Source organism: Citrobacter sp. Ct235, from assembly GCF_030332305.1.
GTDB lineage: Bacteria > Pseudomonadota > Gammaproteobacteria > Enterobacterales > Enterobacteriaceae > Citrobacter_A > Citrobacter_A telavivensis.
In genome coordinates, this window is sequence record NZ_JAOWIC010000047.1 from 85,354 (window position 1) to 103,960 (window position 18,607).

Sequence of the window (18,607 nt, forward strand, 5' to 3'; positions counted from 1 at the left end):
TCACTCACCCGCGAACGTGTTAAGGGCGTTCTCCGCCACGCCCTTAACAATCCCGGCTCCCGGCGAGGAAAATCGCCACGTTGTGGTCCATTCGCCTTATGCCGTCAGCCTTTCGGGTCGGGGCCGAGCCTGCATCCCTGCAGGCCGTCCCCTCCGCCCGCTTCCCTGCGGGTGGACCCGGTCAGCCGTCAACGGCTCATCGATTTTCACGCCGGACCAACGGCATCGCTTCGATTCTCTGCCTTTCAGGAAAATTCATTTCGCTGTAAAAAAAGCAAACCGCAGAGAGGGGCAGGTGTGGATGGGGCCGGCTGAAAATTGCCGACGCGTTTCCGTAAGGCCGGGAGAACCCGCAAGGATGCGGGTTCAGGGCGCGCGAAGCAGGGATGCTGAGTCGTGCCCGGCCCGGTAGCCTGAAGGAATAAGCGGAGGGTATCGCGAAGCGACAATTTTCCTGCCGGGAGCCAGGATTGTTAAGGAGGCGGCGACGAGCCTCCTTAACACGTTCGCGGGAAATTTACGTCCAGAGAATCACGGTTCGTAGGGCGAACGGAACCCTTTGATGAAGTGACATGAAAACACCTGACCCACGGTAAGAAACATAAGACGAACGGAACACTTCCCAGAAACGACATGACGCATGTCAACAGCCCATGCCGGATGGCGCTACGCTTATCCGGCCTACGACACTACATCTGCCTCAACATGCGCAAAATCGCTAACCATTCCCGCTTTTTTTCTAAAAACGCTTTGTTCTTAGCAAGAATTTTTAATTCCTTTATCAAATCCGGTCGCAACGAAATACTGCCTCCATAACAAGACAAGGGAGCAGACAATATGGCACGTTCATCGCGTAATACACTTCTTGCCGCACTGGCATTCATCACCTTTCAGGCGCAGGCGGTGAACGTCACCGTCGCATATCAAACCTCCGCCGAGCCGGCGAAAGTGGCGCAGGCGGATAACACCTTCGCCAAAGAGAGCGGGGCTACCGTCGACTGGCGTAAATTCGACAGCGGCGCGAGCATTGTGCGCGCCCTGGCCTCCGGCGATGTGCAGATCGGCAATCTCGGCTCCAGTCCGCTGGCGGTTGCCGCCAGTCAGCAGGTGCCGATCGAGGTTTTCCTGCTGGCGTCAAAACTCGGTAACTCCGAAGCGCTGGTGGTGAAGAAAAGTATCAGCAAACCCGAGGACCTGATCGGCAAACGCATCGCCGTGCCGTTTATCTCCACCACCCACTACAGCCTGTTGGCGGCACTGAAACACTGGGGGATCAAACCCGGTCAGGTGGAGATTGTGAACCTGCAGCCGCCGGCGATTATCGCCGCCTGGCAGCGCGGGGATATTGACGGTGCCTACGTCTGGGCGCCGGCTGTGAACGCTCTGGAAAAAGACGGCAAGGTGCTGACCGACTCGGAAAAAGTTGGCGAGTGGGGAGCTCCGACTCTCGATGTGTGGGTGGTGCGCAAAGACTTTGCCGAGAAGCATCCGGAGGTGGTGAAAGCCTTCGCGAAAAGCGCCATCGACGCGCAGCAGCCCTATATTGCGAATCCCGACGAATGGCTGAAACAGCCGGAGAACATCAGCAAGCTGTCGCGCCTGAGCGGCGTGCCGGAAGCCGATGTGCCGGGACTGGTGAAAGGTAATACCTATCTCACACCTCAGCAGCAGACGGCGGAGCTGACCGGCCCGGTGAACAAAGCGATTATCGACACCGCGCAGTTTCTGAAAGAGCAGGGCAAGGTGCCTGCGGTGGCAAGCGATTATAGCCAGTACGTCACCGATCGCTTCGTGCAATAAAGGAGGCGCTGATGCTGCAACTCTCTCATCTGTATGCCGATTACGGCGGTAAACCGGCGCTGGAAGATATTAATCTGACGCTCGACAGCGGTGAACTGCTGGTGGTATTGGGGCCGTCGGGATGTGGCAAAACGACGCTGTTGAACCTGATTGCCGGATTTGTGCCGTATCAGCACGGCAGTATTCAACTGGCAGGTAAACGCGTCGACGGACCGGGGGCGGAGCGCGGCGTGGTGTTTCAGCATGAAGGGCTGCTGCCGTGGCGCAACGTGCAGGATAACGTCGCGTTGGGCTTGCAACTGGCCGGCATCGGGAAAGCGCAGCGTGTCAGCATCGCGCAGGAAATGTTGAAAAAAGTGGGGCTGGAGGGGGCGGGAAAACGTTTTATCTGGCAGCTTTCCGGCGGTCAGCGCCAGCGCGTTGGTATTGCTCGCGCGCTGGCGGCGAATCCGCAACTGTTGTTACTGGATGAACCTTTTGGCGCGCTGGATGCCTTTACCCGCGAACAGATGCAAACCCTGCTGCTGAAACTCTGGCATGAGACCGGCAAGCAGGTGCTGCTGATTACGCATGATATTGAAGAAGCGGTGTTTATGGCGACCGAACTCGTACTGCTGTCCCCAGGACCTGGCCGGGTACTGGAGCGTTTGCCGCTGACCTTTGCCCGCCGTTTTGTGGCAGGTGAAGCGAGCCGCAGCATTAAGTCCGATCCACAGTTTATCGCGACCCGCGAATACGTCTTAAGCCGTGTCTTTGAACAACGGGAGGCCTTCTCATGAGTGTGGTGATCAACGACAAACCGCGCCAACGGCCGCTGAAGTGGCGCTGGCCGTTCTCGCGCCAGATAACCCTGAGCCTTGCGACGCTGACGGTGATTCTGGCGGTGTGGTGGACGGTTGCGGCGCTGCAACTGATAAGCCCCCTGTTTTTGCCGCCGCCGGACCAGGTGCTGCAAAAGCTTATCACCATCGCCGGACCGCAAGGATTTATGGATGCCACGCTGTGGCAGCATTTGGCCGCCAGCCTGACCCGCATCGTGCTGGCGCTGCTGGCCGCGGTGGCTTTCGGCATTCCGGTCGGGATTGCGATGGGGCTCAGCCCGACGCTACGCGGCATTCTCGATCCGATAATTGAGCTTTATCGTCCGGTACCCCCGCTGGCCTATTTGCCGTTGATGGTGATCTGGTTCGGGATTGGTGAAACGTCCAAGATCCTGCTGATCTACCTGGCGATTTTTGCCCCGGTCGCGATGTCTGCGCTGGCCGGCGTGAAGAGCGCCCAGCAGGTGCGGATCCGCGCCGCCCGATCGCTGGGCGCGAGCCGGGCGCAGGTGCTGTGGCTGGTTATCCTGCCGGGCGCGCTGCCGGAGATCCTCACCGGATTACGCATTGGACTCGGCGTGGGCTGGTCAACGCTGGTGGCGGCGGAGCTGATTGCGGCAACGAGAGGGTTAGGTTTTATGGTGCAGTCGGCCGGTGAGTTTCTGGCGACCGATGTGGTACTGGCAGGGATCGCGGTGATTGCGATTATCGCTTTTATTTTAGAACTGGGTCTGCGCGCGCTTCAGCGCCGCCTGACGCCCTGGCATGGAGAAGTCCAATGAGTGAACGTCTGAGCATTACCCCGCTGGGGCCGTACATCGGCGCGCAGATCGCGGGAGCGGATTTGACCCGTCCGCTGAGCGACAATCAGTTTGAGCAGCTTTACCATGCGGTACTGCGACATCAGGTGGTGTTCCTGCGTGAACAGGCTATCACGCCACAGCAGCAGCGCGCGCTGGCTCAGCGCTTTGGCGATCTGCACATTCATCCGGTCTATCCCCATGCCGAAGGCGTGGAGGAGATTATCGTGCTGGATACGCACAACGATAATCCACCGGATAACGACAACTGGCACACCGACGTCACCTTTATTGAGACACCGCCTGCCGGGGCGATTCTGGCGGCTAAGGAATTACCGTCAACCGGTGGCGATACGTTGTGGACCAGCGGCATTGCGGCGTATGAGGCGCTGTCGGAACCGTTTCGCCAGCTGTTGAGCGGTCTGCGGGCGGAACATGACTTCCGTAAATCCTTCCAGGAATACAAGTACCGTAAGACAGAAGAGGAGCATCAGCGCTGGCGTGAAGCGGTGGCGAAGCATCCGCCGCTGTTGCATCCGGTGGTTCGAACCCATCCGGTGAGTGGTAAGCAGGCGCTGTTTGTCAACGAAGGTTTCACCACGCGCATTGTCGATGTGACGGAAAAAGAAAGTGAGGCGCTGCTCGGCTTCCTGTTCGCGCATATTACGAAACCAGAGTTTCAGGTGCGCTGGCGCTGGCAGCCAAATGACGTGGCTATCTGGGATAACCGCGTGACGCAGCATTATGCAAATGCGGATTACCTGCCACAGCGGCGCATCATGCACCGGGCGACGATCCTGGGGGACAAACCTTATTTTCGCGCGGGCTGATTGCCTGATGGCGCTTTGCTTATCAGGCCTACGAAACTTATTTTCGCGCGGGCTGACTGCCTGCTGACGCTTTGCTTATCAGGCCTGTGAAATTGTAGCGTTGATTGCCTGATGGCGCTTTGCTTATCAGACTTACAAACTGTAGGCCGGGTAAGGCGAAGCCGCCACCCGGCAAAAATCACAGGTGCTCACCAATATAGCGCTGATAGCGGTTAGCCTTCAGATACGTTAAATCCACCAGCACCAGACCATCTACACAGTGGTTAAAATCCGGATCGCTGCCGAAATCGATAAACTGCACGCCGCCGGGTTCGCAGAGCTCTGAGTATTGTTTATAGAGCGGTGGAATGCCGCAGCCAAGATTGCCCAGCAGCGACTTCAGCCGCGTCAGATCGTCGTGATAATCGTTGCCCGCAAACTGTGCCAGCACATCCGGCAACGAAGCGGGATACGGCTGGCGCGAAACGGCCAGCGGATGCGTCGGCGGGAACCATAGTCGATAGAAGGCCACCAGCAGATCGCGCGCATCCGGCGGCAATCCCCCGGAGATAGACACCGGCCCGAACAGGTAACGATACTGCGGGTTACGTGCCAGCCAGGCACCGATTCCAGACCAGAGATAATCCAGCCCGCGACGTCCCCAATAGCGCGGCTGAATAAAGCTGCGTCCCAGTTCAATACCGTGCTGCATGATGTCCGACATCCGCTCGTCGTAATCAAACAGACTGTGGCTGTAGAGTCCCTCCAGCCCCTGCTTTTTCTGCTGCTGCGCACAGGGAATGAACCGGTAAGCACCGACGATCTCAAGGTCTTCCTCGTCCCATAAGATCAGATGCAGATAGTCATCATCGTAGCGATCGATATCCCTGCGTTTGCCGCTACCCTCACCGACGGCGCGAAAAGCGATTTCACGCAGTCGTCCCAACTCGCGCAGGATCGTCGCTTCCTCCTGCCCGTTGCGCTGCCAGAGGTAAATCTGCTTGCCATCGGCGGTTTGCCCCAGACATTCCGTTCGTGCCAGCTCGCGTTTCAGCCGGACTCTGTTTTCCGGTGGGGCGATCGTCGATTCGGTGCGAAAAACGCCAGGTTGGCCTTTGCCCAACGCAATTACATGCTTTCGACACTTTTCCGCCTGTTCGCGAACGTTGCTTTTGCTCGCGGACCACTGTGTCCAGGCAATCTGTTGACCGATGCGTACGGGCAGCGTGCTATCGCGACGGCGAAACATTTGCTGCATTAACAGCAGCAGCGTGGCGCTGGAAGAAACCAGCCCGCAGGCATAGAACAGTGGACTGTTGTAAGCCTGGATATGCACCGGTAGCAGCGGCGTCCGGTACTTTTCCGCCATGCGGATAAACCCGGAATGCCAGCGGCGCTCGGCGATCCCTTGCAGCGTCAGCCGTGAGACTTCACCCGCCGGGAAGAAAACCAGCGCGCCGCCAGCCTGCAGGTGGCTATCCATTTGCTGTAACGACGATTTCGGCGTCCGTCCCTGAATATTGTCTACCGGGATGAACAGCGAGCGCAGGGGTTCCAGATGAGAAAGCAGTCGGTTGGTCACCACTTTGATATCACGACGCACGCGGGAGAGGGCATAGATGAGCGCCAGTCCGTCCAGCGCGCCGGTGGGGTGGTTGGCGATAATCACCAGGGGGCCATTTTCGGGGATGTTTTCGATGTGATGCTCGGGAATTTCACAGCGTATTTGCAGATGCTCCAGGACCTGTTCCACCATATCGACGCCTTTCAGATGACGGTGGCGGGCGGCAAACTGCTGGAACTCTTTTTCATACAATACGCGCTGAAGCATCTTTTTTTGCCAGGGCGCGGGCCTCGCCTCAGGCCAAAGGTCGTTGAGTACGTTATCGAGACTAAACATAGCCGCATCTCCTTCTGTTCTGTGCTGACAGTAGAAGCGGCAAGTGTCGCTTGTATGACGTTTGGGTGACGTTTTGGGGAAGGGCCGGATGGCGAGACCACCCGGCAAGGTAACGGAAAAATTAACGCAGGAGTTTCTTCTCTGCCAGATCCAGCGCGAAGTAGCTGAAGATCAGATCCGCGCCAGCGCGTTTGATGGCACCTAAACTTTCCAGAACCACTTTTTCTTCATCAATGGCGCCTGCCATGGCAGCAAATTTGATCATCGCGTACTCGCCGCTGACCTGATACGCGCCGAGGGGAAGCTCGGTACGCTCGCGGATATCACGCAGCACGTCCAGATAGGCACCCGCCGGTTTTACCATCAGGCAGTCCGCGCCCTGCGCTTCATCAAGCAGCGATTCACGAATCGCTTCACGACGGTTCATCGGGTTCATTTGATAGGTTTTGCGATCGCCTTTCAGCGCGGTGCCTGCCGCTTCACGGAACGGACCATAGAACGAAGAGGCAAATTTGGTGGAGTAGGACATGATGGCCGTGTCGGTAAAGCCTGCCGCATCCAGCGCCTGGCGAATCGCCTGCACTTGTCCATCCATTGCGGCAGAAGGGGCGATGAAGTCTGCGCCTGCTGCTGCGGCGACAACGGCTTGCTTACCGAGGTTTGCCAGTGTTGCATCGTTATCCACGCCGTGCTCGCAGAGCACGCCGCAGTGACCGTGGGAGGTATATTCGCAGAAGCAGGTATCTGACATCACGATCATTTCCGGTACGGTCTGCTTGCAAATGCGCGACATCCGCGCCACCAGCCCGTCTTCCTTCCAGGCGTCGCTACCGGTGTCATCAGTATGGTGAGAGATGCCAAAGGTCATGATGGAACGGATGCCGGCGTGGGCAATGCGTTCGATCTCGCGCGCCAGGTGTTTCTCCGGGATGCGCATGACGCCGGGCATGGCCTCAATCGCTTTGTAGTCGTCGAGTTCTTCTTCAACAAAGATCGGCAACACCAGATCGTTCAAGCTGAGTGTTGTCTCTTCAAACATGGCGCGCAGCGCTGCAGATTTGCGCAGACGGCGAGGGCGATGGATTAAGTCTGTCATGAGATGCCTGATGTTTGTGAAATTGAAGGCCATAGTATACCTGAAGCCGTGTGCGAGTGTTTTACGAAAATGGGCCTTATGGTTTTGTTTTATTGATAAATAAATGGGATAGCCTGGCAATTTTTTATATGAATAGCTAAATATTTATATTTGAATATTTTATTTCTTTTCTTTGTTTATTTTAAATATCTATTTATTTAAATGTGCTGATATTTAAGTTTAGTGGGTTTTTATTTATTAATTATTGTCAATTATCGCTGTGCTAAGTATTGATTTACTATATGAGTTCTGCTTTTCATTTTGATTTATTATATTGATTTGTATGGATTTTTATATTTTTCAATTAAGCGTTTTCCTGGTTTTTATTATTGTCCGTTTTCGGACTGCAGGGAAAGAATAATTGAACCTTTCACTGGAGACACCGCATAATCCTCCTTGCGAAACATAATGTTTTCTATGCATTGATATTTGATGGATCAACACTATTACGTCCCTGAGGAGGGATGACAAATGCACTCCTGGAAAAAGAAACTTGTAGTCTCACAATTAGCATTAGCCTGCACTTTGGCAATCACTTCTCAGGCGAATGCTTCAACGGATATTTCTGGCAAGACTTACACCACATTTGACCACTATAACGATGCGACGAACCCGGATGGTGTGTACTACGATGGTTACGTCGGCTGGAATAACTACGGCACCGACAGCGTGTATAACGGAGATATCTATCCGGTAATCAATAACGCAACCGTAAACGGTGTGATTTCAACTTACTATCTGGATGATGGTCTTTCTACCAACACCAATAGCAACAGCCTGACGATTAAAAACAGCACTGTACACGGAATGATTACGTCTGAGTGCATGACGAGCGAATGCGCTGATGGTCGTGATACCGGCTATGTTTACGATCGTCTGGCGCTCACCGTTGATAACTCAACGATCGACGATAACTACGAACATTATACCTACAACGGTACCAATACTGACGGCACCGCAGATACGCACGTTGTTGATGTCTACAACATGGGCACTGCGATCACCCTGGATCAGGAAGTTGACCTGTCTATTACCAACAACTCTCACGTGGCAGGCATTACGCTGACTCAGGGTTACGAGTGGAGTGATGTTGACGACAACACCGTTAGCACGGGCGTAAACAGCAATGAAGTGTTCAATAGCACCATTACGGTGAAGGACTCTACCGTGACCTCTGGTTCATGGTCAGATGAAGGGACTTCAGGCTGGTTTGGCAATAACGGTAACGCAAGCGACTACAGCAATACTGCGACGGCTGATGACGTTGCGATTTCCGCCATTGCGAATCCGTCTGCAGATAATGCAATGCAGACGACGGTTAATCTCAGTAATTCGACCCTGATGGGCGATGTGGTTTTCTCCAGCAACTTCGACGAAAACTTCTTCCCGAACGGCGCGGACAGCTATCGTGATACCGACTCGACTGTCGATACTAACGGCTGGGATGGTACTGACCGCATGGATGTTACCCTGAATAACGGTAGCAAATGGGTCGGTGCGGCGATGTCTGTGCATCAGGTGGACACCGATGGTGACGGCGTTTACGACGGTGTTGCAGCGGGTACCGATGCTACCGCTACGTTGATCGACATTACCGCGAACAGCCTGTGGCCATCGTCTACCTATGGCATTGACAATGGCGACACCGCTTATGATGAAGATGGCCACGTTGTTGGCAACGAGGTTTATCAAAGCGGCCTGTTCAATGTCACGCTGAACGGCGGTTCTGAGTGGGATACCACTAAAGCTTCTCTGATTGATACTCTGAGCATCAACAGCGGTTCTGTGGTGAATGTTGCCGATTCTTCACTGGTTTCTGACACCATTGCGTTGACCGGTGGCGCCGCGCTGAACATCAGTGAAGACGGTCATGTGGCAACGGATACTCTGACTGTCGACAACAGTACTGTCACCATCGCTGATGATGTGGCTGCAGGCTGGAGCGTAGGTGATGCTGCACTGTATGCCAACACCATTAAGGTCACAAATGACGGTGTTCTGGATGTCGGTAACAGTGCGGACTATGCGCTGCAGACGGATACCCTGAATCTGACCAGCACGACCGATACGAATGGCAATGTGCATGCCGGTGTATTTGATATTCACAGTAACAACTATGTGCTGGATGCCGATCTGACCAACGATCGTACCGCAGACACCACGAAGTCTAACTATGGTTACGGTGTGATCGCCATGAATTCCGATGGTCACCTGACCATTAACGGTAACGGTGATGCATACAGCGCTGATCAGTCTGAAGTGGACAATGCGGGCGACAATGTTGCTGCGGCAACCGGCAACTACAAAGTGCGTATCAACAACGCCACCGGTGAAGGCGCCATCGCGGATTACAAAGACAAAGAGCTGATCTACGTTAACGATAAGCACAGCACCGCTACCTTCTCTGCCGCGAACAAAGCAGACCTGGGCGCGTACACCTATCAGGCCCAGCAGCAGGGCAACACCGTTGTTATGCAACAGATGGAGTTGACCGACTACGCTAACATGGCGCTGAGCATTCCGTCTGCGAATACCAATATCTGGAACCTGGAGCAAGATACGGTTGGGACGCGTCTGACCAACTCTCGTCATGGTCTGGCGGATAACGGCGGCGCATGGGTCAGTTACTTCGGCGGCAACTTCAACGGCGATAACGGCACCATTAACTACGATCAGGATGTCAACGGCATCATGGTGGGTGTGGATACCAAAGTTGATGGTAATAACGCGAAGTGGATTGTCGGTGCAGCGGCGGGCTTCGCGAAAGGCGACATGAGCGACCATACCGGTCAAGTGGATCAGGACAGCCAGTCTGCCTACCTCTACTCTTCAGCTCGCTTTGCCAATGACATCTTTGTAGATGGCAACCTGAGCTACTCTCACTTTAACAACGATCTGTCTGCCAATATGAGCGACGGTCAGTATGTTGATGGCAGCACCTCTGCGGATGCGTGGGGCTTCGGTCTGAAACTGGGTTACGACTGGAAAGTGGGTGATGCGGGTTATGTTACTCCATACGGCAGCGTGTCTGGCTTGTTCCAGTCTGACGATGGTTATCGCCTGAGCAACAATATGCAGGCTGATGGTCAGTCTTACGACAGCATGCGCTATGAACTGGGTGTAGATACCGGTTATACCTTCACCTACAGCCAGGATCAGGCGCTGACGCCTTACTTCAAACTGGCCTACGTGTATGACGATGCGAACAACAATGCTGATGTCAACGGCGACTCTATCGACAACGGCACCGAAGGTTCAGCGGTTCGTGTTGGTCTGGGTACGCAGTTCGGCTTTACCAAGAACTTCAGTGCCTATACCGATGCGAACTACCTCGGTGGTGGCGATGTTGATCAGAATTGGGCGGCCAACGCGGGCGTTAAATATACCTGGTAATTATTCCCTTACGGAAATGGATATAGCGTAGTTAATCTAAAAAATGCCCGTCAAGGATTTGACGGGCATTAATGCAAGGAACGCGCAGATGTTATCTCTGAATAAACCGTTAAAAGAATTTGATCAGCTCGATAAGTCCTTGTCTCAATATGGCACCCATTTTTCATATACTAATGAAAAGCATCTTCTTTATTCCACGGAAAAGAACCCTGACACGACATTAGTGATTCTGGAAGGGATTATCTCGTTAAGACGTAATGAACATATTCTGGTTGGTATTGGGCAGGCCCCTTTTATTATGGGACTGACCAATGGGGTGATGAAAAATGATGTTCAGTACGATCTCGTTAGCGAGGGAATATGTTCGGGATACTACCTCTCTTCCTCACAAACCGTTGCAATTATTGAAGAATGCCAGTTGTGGCGTGAAGCATTCTACTGGTTGACATGGCAGAACCGTATGATGGAACAACGAGATGGGCAGTTAATCGGTAAAAACTCTTATGAACAGATCCGTTCGACACTGATTTCAATGATTGAATGGGAGGACGGATTACGTTCCCGCATTGGCGTCATGAATTATATTCACCAGCGCACATGCATTTCTCGTTCCGTGGTGGCTGAGGTGTTGGCTGCATTGCGTAAAGGCGGCTATATCGAAATGAATAAAGGCAAACTGATGGGTATCAACCGTTTGCCTTCTGAATATTGATTAAGATGCCGGAACCACGCGCGGTGTATTTTCGCTCAGTTCGACGACCAGATCGTTAATACCGTTACTCATATTGGTAAAACGGGTGAGCGGAGAGCGAGTGACGACGACAAACGCGCCCACATTTTTTTGCGGAATCATCGCCATATAGGTGATGAACCCACCGCCACCGCCGGTCTTTTGAATAATTCCCGGGCGTCCATTCTTCGGTGCCATATAGACCCAGCCTAATCCCAACGCATCGGCTTTGCCGGGAACATCCATGCCCGTTACCCGCGTTAACTGCGCGCGCTGATAAATCAGCGTCTGCATTCTGTCGGCCTGATTACTGCGCTGGTAAAAATCAGAGGACAGATACTGCTGCATCCAGCGCATCATGTCACCCGGCGTTGAGTAAACGCCGCCGCTGCCGATGGCTGCCAGCGTGTTATTACACGGGCTGGCCCCTTTTTCCGCTACCATCAGACGTTTGCACTGATCGGGAGAAGGGGTATAGGTGGTGTCTTTCATGCCCAGCGGGCGGGTGATCTTCTCTTCAAACAGTTGGGTATAAGGTTTGCCGGAGGCATTTGCCAGCGCATCGGCCAACAGGTCGAACGCCAGGTTGGAATAGGCCGCCTGCGACCCCGGTGCGGCTTTCAGGGTCGCGGTGGAGAGGTAACTCCAGCGTTGCTCCCGCGTCGGCCAGACAAACACCGGACGCTTTGCCGCGCCGCCAGGTTGTTCACGGGGCAGCGCGCTGGTGTGCGTCGCCAGATTGACCAGCGTGATCGGTTTTCCCTCATATGACGGTACGCGCGCGCCGGCGGGGGCATACTGACTCAGCGGATCGTCCAGTTTAACCGTACCCTGATCGAGCAGTTTCACCAGCATTTCACTGGTCATCAGCTTGGTGAGTGACGCAATGCGAATGACCGAATCCAGTTGTGGGCGCACGTTATTGCCCGGTCGGGTTTCGCCGAAACTGCGAAAGACGCGCTGGTTGCCGTCGATCACGACGAGCGCCATCCCCGTCGCACCGCTGCCATAAAAAATATGATCGGCATAACGCTCGACAATATCAGACGCAAAAACTGGGTCGGCGACAGGTTGAGCCGCCTGGACTGAGGTCAATGACGCCGCACACAGCGCGGCAGAAAAAAGCAGACTACGTTTCAACGGTGATGTCCATGAATGAGATGAAGTGAAAACCTTTACACGAAATCATTCGGGATGCTTCGAGGCGGCAAGCGAGTAAATCTCCAGCAGCATAGTAAACTATGTGACTGGGGGTTATGAGCATTGCCAACAAAGAGACAGCCTGAAGGATGATGTGTATGCGTATTTATACTACGCAACGGCACATTGCAAAGCGCTAATTAGAGCAAGGATAGTGAGAAAAACGTAACGGCACGTAAACGCGCCATTTTTGCCGCGAAAGAAAGTCCGCTTTTGTGATCCTGGGCGTGCAATAATCTTTCATTACCACTCTTTGATGGGGCTGACGATGTCTGAAAAACGGGTTGTGATGGTTGTTGATATGCAAATCGGCGTGTTTGCCACGCCGCGTATTCGCCGGGAAGCGTGCGTGGAACGCATTAATCAGCTCACGCAGGCGGCAGATCTCACGATTTTTATTCAGCATACCGAGGCGGGAGGGCTGGAAGAGGGGTGTGCGGGGTTCGCACTGCTGCCAGAACTGAACACGCCAGCGAATGCAAAATATGTCACGAAAACCGCGTGCGATTCCTTTTACAAAACGGCCCTCGAACAGTTACTGCACGATGAGGCGATTTCGCACTTTGTCATCTGCGGCTGTGCGACGGACTATTGCGTCGATACCACCATCAGAAACGGTGCCAGTCGGGGTTATCGTATTACGGTTGCGGAAGATGCCCATACCACCGCCCATCGCCCGGCCGCACCGGCCCAGACGCTGATTGCGCACCATAATGATGTCTGGCGCAATCTGATCGTACCGGACAATCCGGTGTGGGTGAAACCCGTCGAAACAATTATTCAGGACTGGAAAACGAACTAAGCGCCACCATGTTGGTCACAATGGGCGGTTTCGCCTGTTGTGACCGTTTATTTTCAACCCGCGCGGTGGAAAAACACAGCAGTTGTCATAACGATAAGAAGTTAGCAGGAGAGCATCATGTTTAAGTCTTTTTTCCCAAAGCCGGGTCCTTTTTTCCTTTCGGCTTTTATTTGGGCATTAGTTGCGGTTATTTTCTGGCAGGCTGGAGGGGGGGACTGGATTGCGCGACTGACTGGCGCCGCAGGCACTGTACCTATTAGCGCTGCCCGCTTCTGGTCGCTGAGTTACCTGATTTTTTATGCCTACTATGTGCTTTGTGTCGGGGTATTTGCGCTGTTCTGGTTTTTCTACAGTCCGCATCGCTGGCAGTACTGGTCGATTCTTGGCACCTCGCTGATTATCTTCGTCACCTGGTTTCTGGTCGAAGTGGGGGTGGCCGTCAACGCCTGGTACGCGCCATTCTACGATCTGATCCAGACCGCCCTCAGCGCGCCGCATAAAGTCACCATGAGCCAGTTCTATAACGAACTGGGGATCTTCCTTGGCATCGCGCTGATTGCCGTGGTGATTAGCGTACTGAACAACTTTTTTGTCAGCCACTATGTGTTCCGCTGGCGTACGGCGATGAACGAATATTATATGGCGCAGTGGCAGCATCTGCGCCATATCGAGGGGGCAGCGCAGCGTGTGCAGGAAGACACCATGCGTTTTGCTTCAACGCTGGAAAGCATGGGCGTGGGCTTTATCAATGCCATCATGACGCTGATCGCCTTCCTGCCGGTGCTGGTTGCGCTTTCTCCGCACGTGCCTGAGCTGCCGATTGTCGGCCATGTGCCTTACGGCTTGGTGATTGCGGCGATCGTCTGGTCGCTGATGGGCACCGGTATGCTGGCGGCGGTCGGGTTCAAACTTCCGGGACTGGAATTTAAAAATCAGCGAGTGGAAGCAGCCTATCGTAAAGAGCTGGTATACGGGGAAGACGATGCCAACCGCGCCACGCCGCCGACGGTTCGTGAGCTGTTCAGTGCGGTGCGCCAGAACTATTTCCGCCTCTATTTTCACTACATGTATTTTAATATCGCGCGCATTCTCTATCTGCAGGTGGACAACGTTTTCGGTTTGTTCCTGCTGTTTCCGTCGATTGTTGCCGGTACGATTACCCTGGGTCTGATGACGCAAATTAACAACGTCTTTAGCCAGGTGCGGGGCGCGTTCCAGTACCTGATCAACTCGTGGACGACGCTGGTCGAACTGATGTCTATCTATAAACGTCTGCGCAGCTTTGAGCGCGAACTGGACGAGCAGGATATTCAGGCTGTCACCCACACTCTTGGTTAACAAAAGGAAACGTTATGTCGGCGGTGTCTCGTCTTTTCCCATTGTCATTGCTGGCCGGGCTGGTGCTGGCCGGATGTAGCAGTCAGCCCTCGCAACCGCTGAAGAAAGGCGAGAAACCGGTAGACGTCGCAAGCGTGGTGCGCCAGAAAATGCCGGCCAGCGTGAAGGATCGGGACGGCTGGGCGCAGGATATTGCCAAAACCTTTGAAAGCCAGAAGCTGGCGCCCACGGTGGAAAATATCTGTTCGGTGCTGGCGGTCGCGCAGCAGGAGTCCAGCTATCAGGCCGATCCGGCCGTTCCGGGATTGAGCAAAATTGCCTGGCGGGAAATAGACCGACGAGCCGAGCGGATGCACATCCCGGTTTTCCTCGTGCATACCGCGCTGAAAATCACGTCCCCGAACGGGAAAAGCTACAGCGAGCGGCTGGATACGGTAAAAACGGAAAAACAGCTCAGTGCCATTTTTGATGATTTTATCAATATGGTGCCAATGGGGCAGACGCTGTTTGGTTCACTCAATCCGGTACACACCGGCGGCCCGATGCAGGTCAGCATTGCGTTTGCCGAGCAGCACAGCAAAGGGTATCCGTGGAAAATGGAGGGAACGGTACGCCAGGAAGTGTTCAGCCGTCGCGGTGGACTCTGGTTCGGAACCTATCATCTGCTCAATTACCCGGCCAACTACAGTGCGCCGATTTTCCGCTTTGCCGACTTCAACGCCGGATGGTATGCCAGTCGTAACGCCGCATTTCAGAATGCGGTCAGTAAAGCCAGCGGCGTCAAACTGGCGCTGGATGGTGATCTGATTGCTTACGGCAGTAAAGAAGCCGGTAAAACGGAGCTGGCGGTGCGTAAACTGGCGGGCAAACTGAGTCTCAGTGAGAACGAGATCCGCCGGCAGCTGGAGAAAGGCGACAGTCTCGCATTTGAAGAAACGGCGCTTTACGAAAACGTGTTTAAGCTTGCTGAGACAAAAACGGGGAAAGCGTTACCGCGTGAAATGCTGCCAGGTATTCAGCTGGAAAGCCCGAAAATCACCCGTAATCTCACCACGGCCTGGTTTGCAAAACGGGTCGACGATCGTCGGGCGACGTGTATGGGGCAGTAATCGCCGGGCCATTACTGGCGGCGGTAGCGCCAGCGCAGGATGGCGGCGATGACACCGAAAATCAGACTGCCGACCAGAAACGGCACCAGACCAAAGATGGTCCCGACGCCCAGCCCAATCTCCACGCGCGGGCGTCCCGTCTCTTGTACCTGCATCAGGTGCTCATATACGCCCGGTGCATGAACCAGCAGGTTCAGGATCTGCGCCCCGACCCAAAAACAGAACAGAACAAACACGGCGTAAGCAATGTTGCCTGGCGTAGAGGCGGTTTCTCGATGTTTCCCGTTAAACAAGGATTTTGAGAGAGTGAAATCAGCCATAAATGACCTCCGCGAGTAATTCTGCATCTCTGACACCATGCCAGTAACTTACCGTGAGTCTGACAGGTCATCGCGTTTGTCAATATCAGAATGATGGTAATTTCAGTCTGGGATGAATCCTGGATTGCAGATTCTTGTTGGTTGTCACAAATTGGTTACCTTAAATTAAATTTTGCAACATTTAAGAAATTCCGCATACGACACAGACCGGTTTCCCGTAATATGCAATGATGCTTTTTTTCGCTCGGGAGTTGCCATGAACCTGCCTGTAAAAATACGCCGTGACTGGCATTACTATGCCTTTGCTATCGGACTGATTTTCATTCTGAACGGTGTTGTTGGGCTGCTGGGCTTTGAAGCTAAAGGCTGGCAAACCTATGCCGTGGGTCTGGTGACCTGGGTCATCAGCTTCTGGTTGGCAGGATTGATTATTCGTCGTCGCGTGGAGGATGAAGCGGCATAAGCCTGATGAGTAAAGTCGCCATCAGGCTTACCGGGACAGCGCTGATTACATCGTCGTTTTCAGCGCATTATCTGCAGCGTGGCGTTCCAGCGCCAGTTCGATCAAACGGGTGATCAAATCGGTGTAACCTAAACCGCTGGCCTGCCAGAGTTTCGGATACATACTGATGTTGGTAAAGCCTGGCAGGGTGTTGATCTCATTAATCACCACCTCATTATCGGCAGTTAAGAAGACATCGACGCGCGCCATGCCAGCGCAGCCCAGCGTCTGATACGCCTGAATGGCAATCTCACGGATTTTGTCGTTGATCTGAGGCTCAATCGCCGCAGGGACCACCACTTTCGCGCCGTTATCATCAATGTATTTGGTGTCGTAGGCATAGAAATCACTGTTGAGCACGATCTCGCCACAGGTGCTGGCCTGCGGATGATCGTTGCCCAATACCGCGCACTCGATCTCACGCCCTTGGATCCCTTGTTCTACCACCACTTTGTGATCGAACTCGAACGCCAGAGCGACGGCCTGCGCGTACTGCGCTTCGCTGGTGACCTTACTGACGCCGACGGACGATCCCTGATTAGCCGGCTTAACGAACAGCGGCAGGCCAAGACGGGCTTCCACCTCTGCAAAACTTATCGTATTGCGGTTGGCGCGCGTCAGCGTAATAAACGGCGCGATACTCAGTCCGGCATCCCGCAACAAACGTTTGGTGACGTCTTTATCCATGCACGCCGCAGAGCCCAGTACGTCGGAACCGACGAAGGGCAGATTCGCCACGCGCAGCATCCCCTGTAATGAACCATCTTCACCCAGCGTGCCGTGTACAATCGGGAAAATCACGTCCACGGTTGGCAGCGGCTGACCATTCTGCGCATCAATCAACTGCTGCTCGTGTCTGCCTGGAACCTGTGCCAGGCTGGTCGCAGAAGGACGCAGCGCAATATGCGCCGGATCGTTCGCATTGAGCAGGTAATTGCTGGCATCGCTGACGTGCCACTGCCCTTGTTTATCAATGCCTAACAACACGACATCAAAGCGGGTCTTGTCGATGGCATCGACAATATTTTTTGCCGATTGCAATGACACTTCATGCTCCGCTGATTTACCACCAAATACGATTCCTACCCGCAACTTTGCCATCTTAAACCCATTCCCCCGAACGCAAAGCGTATACATTACCACGACAAAACGAGGGATTCGCGGGCTTCTGCCATAATGTTAAGGAGAATTGCACGGGAGGGTGCGTGAAAGGAAAAGGCTGGCTGTTGATGATGCTTCTGGGCGTGGCGTGCGGCGTGGGATATCGCTATCTGCCGTCTTATTACAACCCGCTCACCCCTTTTGAGTTATCTGACCCGCCAAACTGGCTCACTCAATTTAAGCTTAAGCGTCTGACGCCAGCACGTTGCCAGGCGCTGTTGCTGCAGGCAAACCAGCAGAAGCTGATTACGTCACAGCCCGTGGCCGACAGTACCGGCGACTGCCCCTTAACCGACGTGGTACGGGTGCGGGATTTCGGCGCCGTCAAACTGAGCAGCAGCTTCCTTGCTTCCTGTCCGTTAGCGCTGAGTTCTGCGCTGTATGTCGGGCAACAGGCTGTGCCGTTGACGGAACGTCTGATGATGAGCCGGCTGACCCGGATCGAGCATCTCGGCAGCTTCGCCTGTCGTAATATTTACCATCGTCCTGACGCGCGTCGTAGCGAGCACGCCAGCGCGCAGGCCCTGGATATCAGCGGTTTTAGCCTTGCCGACGGCCGGCACTTCACCGTTCTGCGCGGCTGGAAGCAGGAGGAAAGCGCACCGTGGCTGCGGGCACTGCTCAGCGTGAGCTGTCAGTACTATGGCAACGGCTTAGGACCGGACTACAACGCCGCCCACGCCAACCATTTTCATCTGGGAATGCGGGGAGTTGGCCTCTGTCGCTAAGCATAAAGCCCTGTGGTTTGTTGGGTTTTAATGTGATGTATTTCACAAAAATGGTGAAC

The 18,607-nt window shown here is 54.1% G+C and carries 16 protein-coding genes; 11 read left to right on the top strand and 5 right to left on the bottom strand.

Annotated elements, in window-relative coordinates:
• Window positions 1-837 precede the first annotated feature (837 nt).
• The 4 genes from tauA to tauD are packed head-to-tail and all read left to right on the top strand — an operon-like array spanning window position 838 to window position 4,251.
• Window positions 838-1,800, top strand: coding sequence for a taurine ABC transporter substrate-binding protein (gene tauA / locus OGY35_RS13495; RefSeq protein ID WP_286632533.1), 963 nt, complete (start codon window positions 838-840; stop codon window positions 1,798-1,800).
• A gap of 11 nt (window positions 1,801-1,811) precedes the next feature.
• Complete coding sequence (gene tauB, locus OGY35_RS13500; RefSeq protein ID WP_152405707.1) at window positions 1,812-2,579, top strand: taurine ABC transporter ATP-binding subunit; 768 nt, start codon at window positions 1,812-1,814, stop codon at window positions 2,577-2,579.
• Window positions 2,576-3,403 carry a taurine ABC transporter permease TauC gene (gene tauC / locus OGY35_RS13505; RefSeq protein WP_042324634.1) on the top strand — a complete coding sequence of 276 codons (828 nt, stop codon included), beginning with the start codon at window positions 2,576-2,578 and terminating at the stop codon, window positions 3,401-3,403. The genes tauB and tauC overlap by 4 nt, the downstream gene beginning before the upstream one ends.
• Window positions 3,400-4,251 (top strand): taurine dioxygenase, encoded by an 852-nt coding sequence (gene tauD / locus OGY35_RS13510; RefSeq protein ID WP_286632534.1) that lies wholly within the window; start codon window positions 3,400-3,402, stop codon window positions 4,249-4,251. The genes tauC and tauD overlap by 4 nt, the downstream gene beginning before the upstream one ends.
• A gap of 178 nt (window positions 4,252-4,429) precedes the next feature.
• Here the strand turns inward: tauD and olsF are convergent, their stop codons facing one another.
• Window positions 4,430-6,130: a bifunctional ornithine lipid synthase OlsF gene (gene olsF / locus OGY35_RS13515; RefSeq protein ID WP_286632535.1), complete on the bottom strand. Its 1,701-nt coding sequence runs from the start codon at window positions 6,128-6,130 to the stop codon at window positions 4,430-4,432.
• A 121-nt stretch (window positions 6,131-6,251) separates the two neighbouring features.
• On the bottom strand, window positions 6,252-7,226 hold the full coding sequence (hemB, locus tag OGY35_RS13520; RefSeq protein WP_178823375.1) for a porphobilinogen synthase: 975 nt from the start codon (window positions 7,224-7,226) through the stop codon (window positions 6,252-6,254).
• A gap of 510 nt (window positions 7,227-7,736) precedes the next feature.
• Between hemB and ehaB the strand changes: the two genes are divergently transcribed.
• Together ehaB and iprA are read left to right on the top strand one after the other, a co-directional pair.
• On the top strand, window positions 7,737-10,658 hold the full coding sequence (ehaB, locus tag OGY35_RS13525; protein WP_286632536.1) for an autotransporter adhesin EhaB: 2,922 nt from the start codon (window positions 7,737-7,739) through the stop codon (window positions 10,656-10,658).
• Window positions 10,659-10,746: 88 nt separating this feature from the next.
• A complete protein-coding gene (gene iprA, locus OGY35_RS13530) occupies window positions 10,747-11,370 on the top strand; it encodes a hydrogen peroxide resistance inhibitor IprA (RefSeq protein WP_286632537.1) in 624 nt (207 codons plus the stop codon).
• Here iprA and ampH read toward each other — a convergent pair whose 3' ends face one another.
• Window positions 11,371-12,528, bottom strand: coding sequence for a D-alanyl-D-alanine-carboxypeptidase/endopeptidase AmpH (gene ampH, locus OGY35_RS13535; protein WP_286632538.1), 1,158 nt, complete (start codon window positions 12,526-12,528; stop codon window positions 11,371-11,373).
• A gap of 328 nt (window positions 12,529-12,856) precedes the next feature.
• Here ampH and OGY35_RS13540 point away from each other — a divergent pair, with 328 nt between their 5' ends.
• From OGY35_RS13540 to OGY35_RS13550, 3 genes are all read left to right on the top strand, one after another.
• The gene (locus tag OGY35_RS13540) at window positions 12,857-13,390 is read left to right on the top strand and encodes an isochorismatase family protein (protein ID WP_286632539.1); all 534 of its coding nucleotides are present in this window, start codon (window positions 12,857-12,859) and stop codon (window positions 13,388-13,390) included.
• 117 nt (window positions 13,391-13,507) lie between these two features.
• Window positions 13,508-14,728, top strand: a complete 1,221-nt coding sequence (sbmA, locus tag OGY35_RS13545) for a peptide antibiotic transporter SbmA (protein WP_286632540.1) — start codon at window positions 13,508-13,510, stop codon at window positions 14,726-14,728.
• A 14-nt stretch (window positions 14,729-14,742) separates the two neighbouring features.
• Window positions 14,743-15,837 (top strand): DUF1615 domain-containing protein, encoded by a 1,095-nt coding sequence (locus OGY35_RS13550; protein WP_286632541.1) that lies wholly within the window; start codon window positions 14,743-14,745, stop codon window positions 15,835-15,837.
• A gap of 11 nt (window positions 15,838-15,848) precedes the next feature.
• Here OGY35_RS13550 and OGY35_RS13555 read toward each other — a convergent pair whose 3' ends face one another.
• Window positions 15,849-16,157, bottom strand: coding sequence for a YaiY family protein (locus OGY35_RS13555; RefSeq protein WP_152405697.1), 309 nt, complete (start codon window positions 16,155-16,157; stop codon window positions 15,849-15,851).
• A gap of 256 nt (window positions 16,158-16,413) precedes the next feature.
• Between OGY35_RS13555 and OGY35_RS13560 the strand changes: the two genes are divergently transcribed.
• Window positions 16,414-16,620, top strand: a complete 207-nt coding sequence (locus OGY35_RS13560; protein WP_046476092.1) for a DUF2754 family protein — start codon at window positions 16,414-16,416, stop codon at window positions 16,618-16,620.
• Window positions 16,621-16,665: 45 nt separating this feature from the next.
• On the opposite strand, the gene ddlA is transcribed toward OGY35_RS13560, so the two are convergent.
• A complete protein-coding gene (ddlA, locus tag OGY35_RS13565; RefSeq protein WP_286632542.1) occupies window positions 16,666-17,760 on the bottom strand; it encodes a D-alanine--D-alanine ligase in 1,095 nt (364 codons plus the stop codon).
• A 131-nt stretch (window positions 17,761-17,891) separates the two neighbouring features.
• On the opposite strand from ddlA, the gene OGY35_RS13570 reads away from it, so the two are divergent.
• Window positions 17,892-18,548, top strand: coding sequence for an extensin-like domain-containing protein (locus tag OGY35_RS13570; protein WP_286632721.1), 657 nt, complete (start codon window positions 17,892-17,894; stop codon window positions 18,546-18,548).
• The last annotated feature ends 59 nt before the right edge of the window (window positions 18,549-18,607 follow it).

Bases quoted from the DNA above. Each gene is read 5' to 3' on its own strand.
- tauA (WP_286632533.1), top strand. From the start codon at position 838: ATGGCACGTTCATCGCGTAATACACTTCTTGCCGCACTGGCATTCATC.
- tauB (WP_152405707.1), top strand. From the start codon at position 1,812: ATGCTGCAACTCTCTCATCTGTATGCCGATTACGGCGGTAAACCGGCG.
- tauC (WP_042324634.1), top strand. From the start codon at position 2,576: ATGAGTGTGGTGATCAACGACAAACCGCGCCAACGGCCGCTGAAGTGG.
- tauD (WP_286632534.1), top strand. From the start codon at position 3,400: ATGAGTGAACGTCTGAGCATTACCCCGCTGGGGCCGTACATCGGCGCG.
- olsF (WP_286632535.1), bottom strand. From the start codon at position 6,130: ATGTTTAGTCTCGATAACGTACTCAACGACCTTTGGCCTGAGGCGAGG.
- hemB (WP_178823375.1), bottom strand. From the start codon at position 7,226: ATGACAGACTTAATCCATCGCCCTCGCCGTCTGCGCAAATCTGCAGCG.
- ehaB (WP_286632536.1), top strand. From the start codon at position 7,737: ATGCACTCCTGGAAAAAGAAACTTGTAGTCTCACAATTAGCATTAGCC.
- iprA (WP_286632537.1), top strand. From the start codon at position 10,747: ATGTTATCTCTGAATAAACCGTTAAAAGAATTTGATCAGCTCGATAAG.
- OGY35_RS13540 (WP_286632539.1), top strand. From the start codon at position 12,857: ATGTCTGAAAAACGGGTTGTGATGGTTGTTGATATGCAAATCGGCGTG.
- sbmA (WP_286632540.1), top strand. From the start codon at position 13,508: ATGTTTAAGTCTTTTTTCCCAAAGCCGGGTCCTTTTTTCCTTTCGGCT.
- OGY35_RS13550 (WP_286632541.1), top strand. From the start codon at position 14,743: ATGTCGGCGGTGTCTCGTCTTTTCCCATTGTCATTGCTGGCCGGGCTG.
- OGY35_RS13555 (WP_152405697.1), bottom strand. From the start codon at position 16,157: ATGGCTGATTTCACTCTCTCAAAATCCTTGTTTAACGGGAAACATCGA.
- OGY35_RS13560 (WP_046476092.1), top strand. From the start codon at position 16,414: ATGAACCTGCCTGTAAAAATACGCCGTGACTGGCATTACTATGCCTTT.
- ddlA (WP_286632542.1), bottom strand. From the start codon at position 17,760: ATGGCAAAGTTGCGGGTAGGAATCGTATTTGGTGGTAAATCAGCGGAG.
- OGY35_RS13570 (WP_286632721.1), top strand. From the start codon at position 17,892: ATGCTTCTGGGCGTGGCGTGCGGCGTGGGATATCGCTATCTGCCGTCT.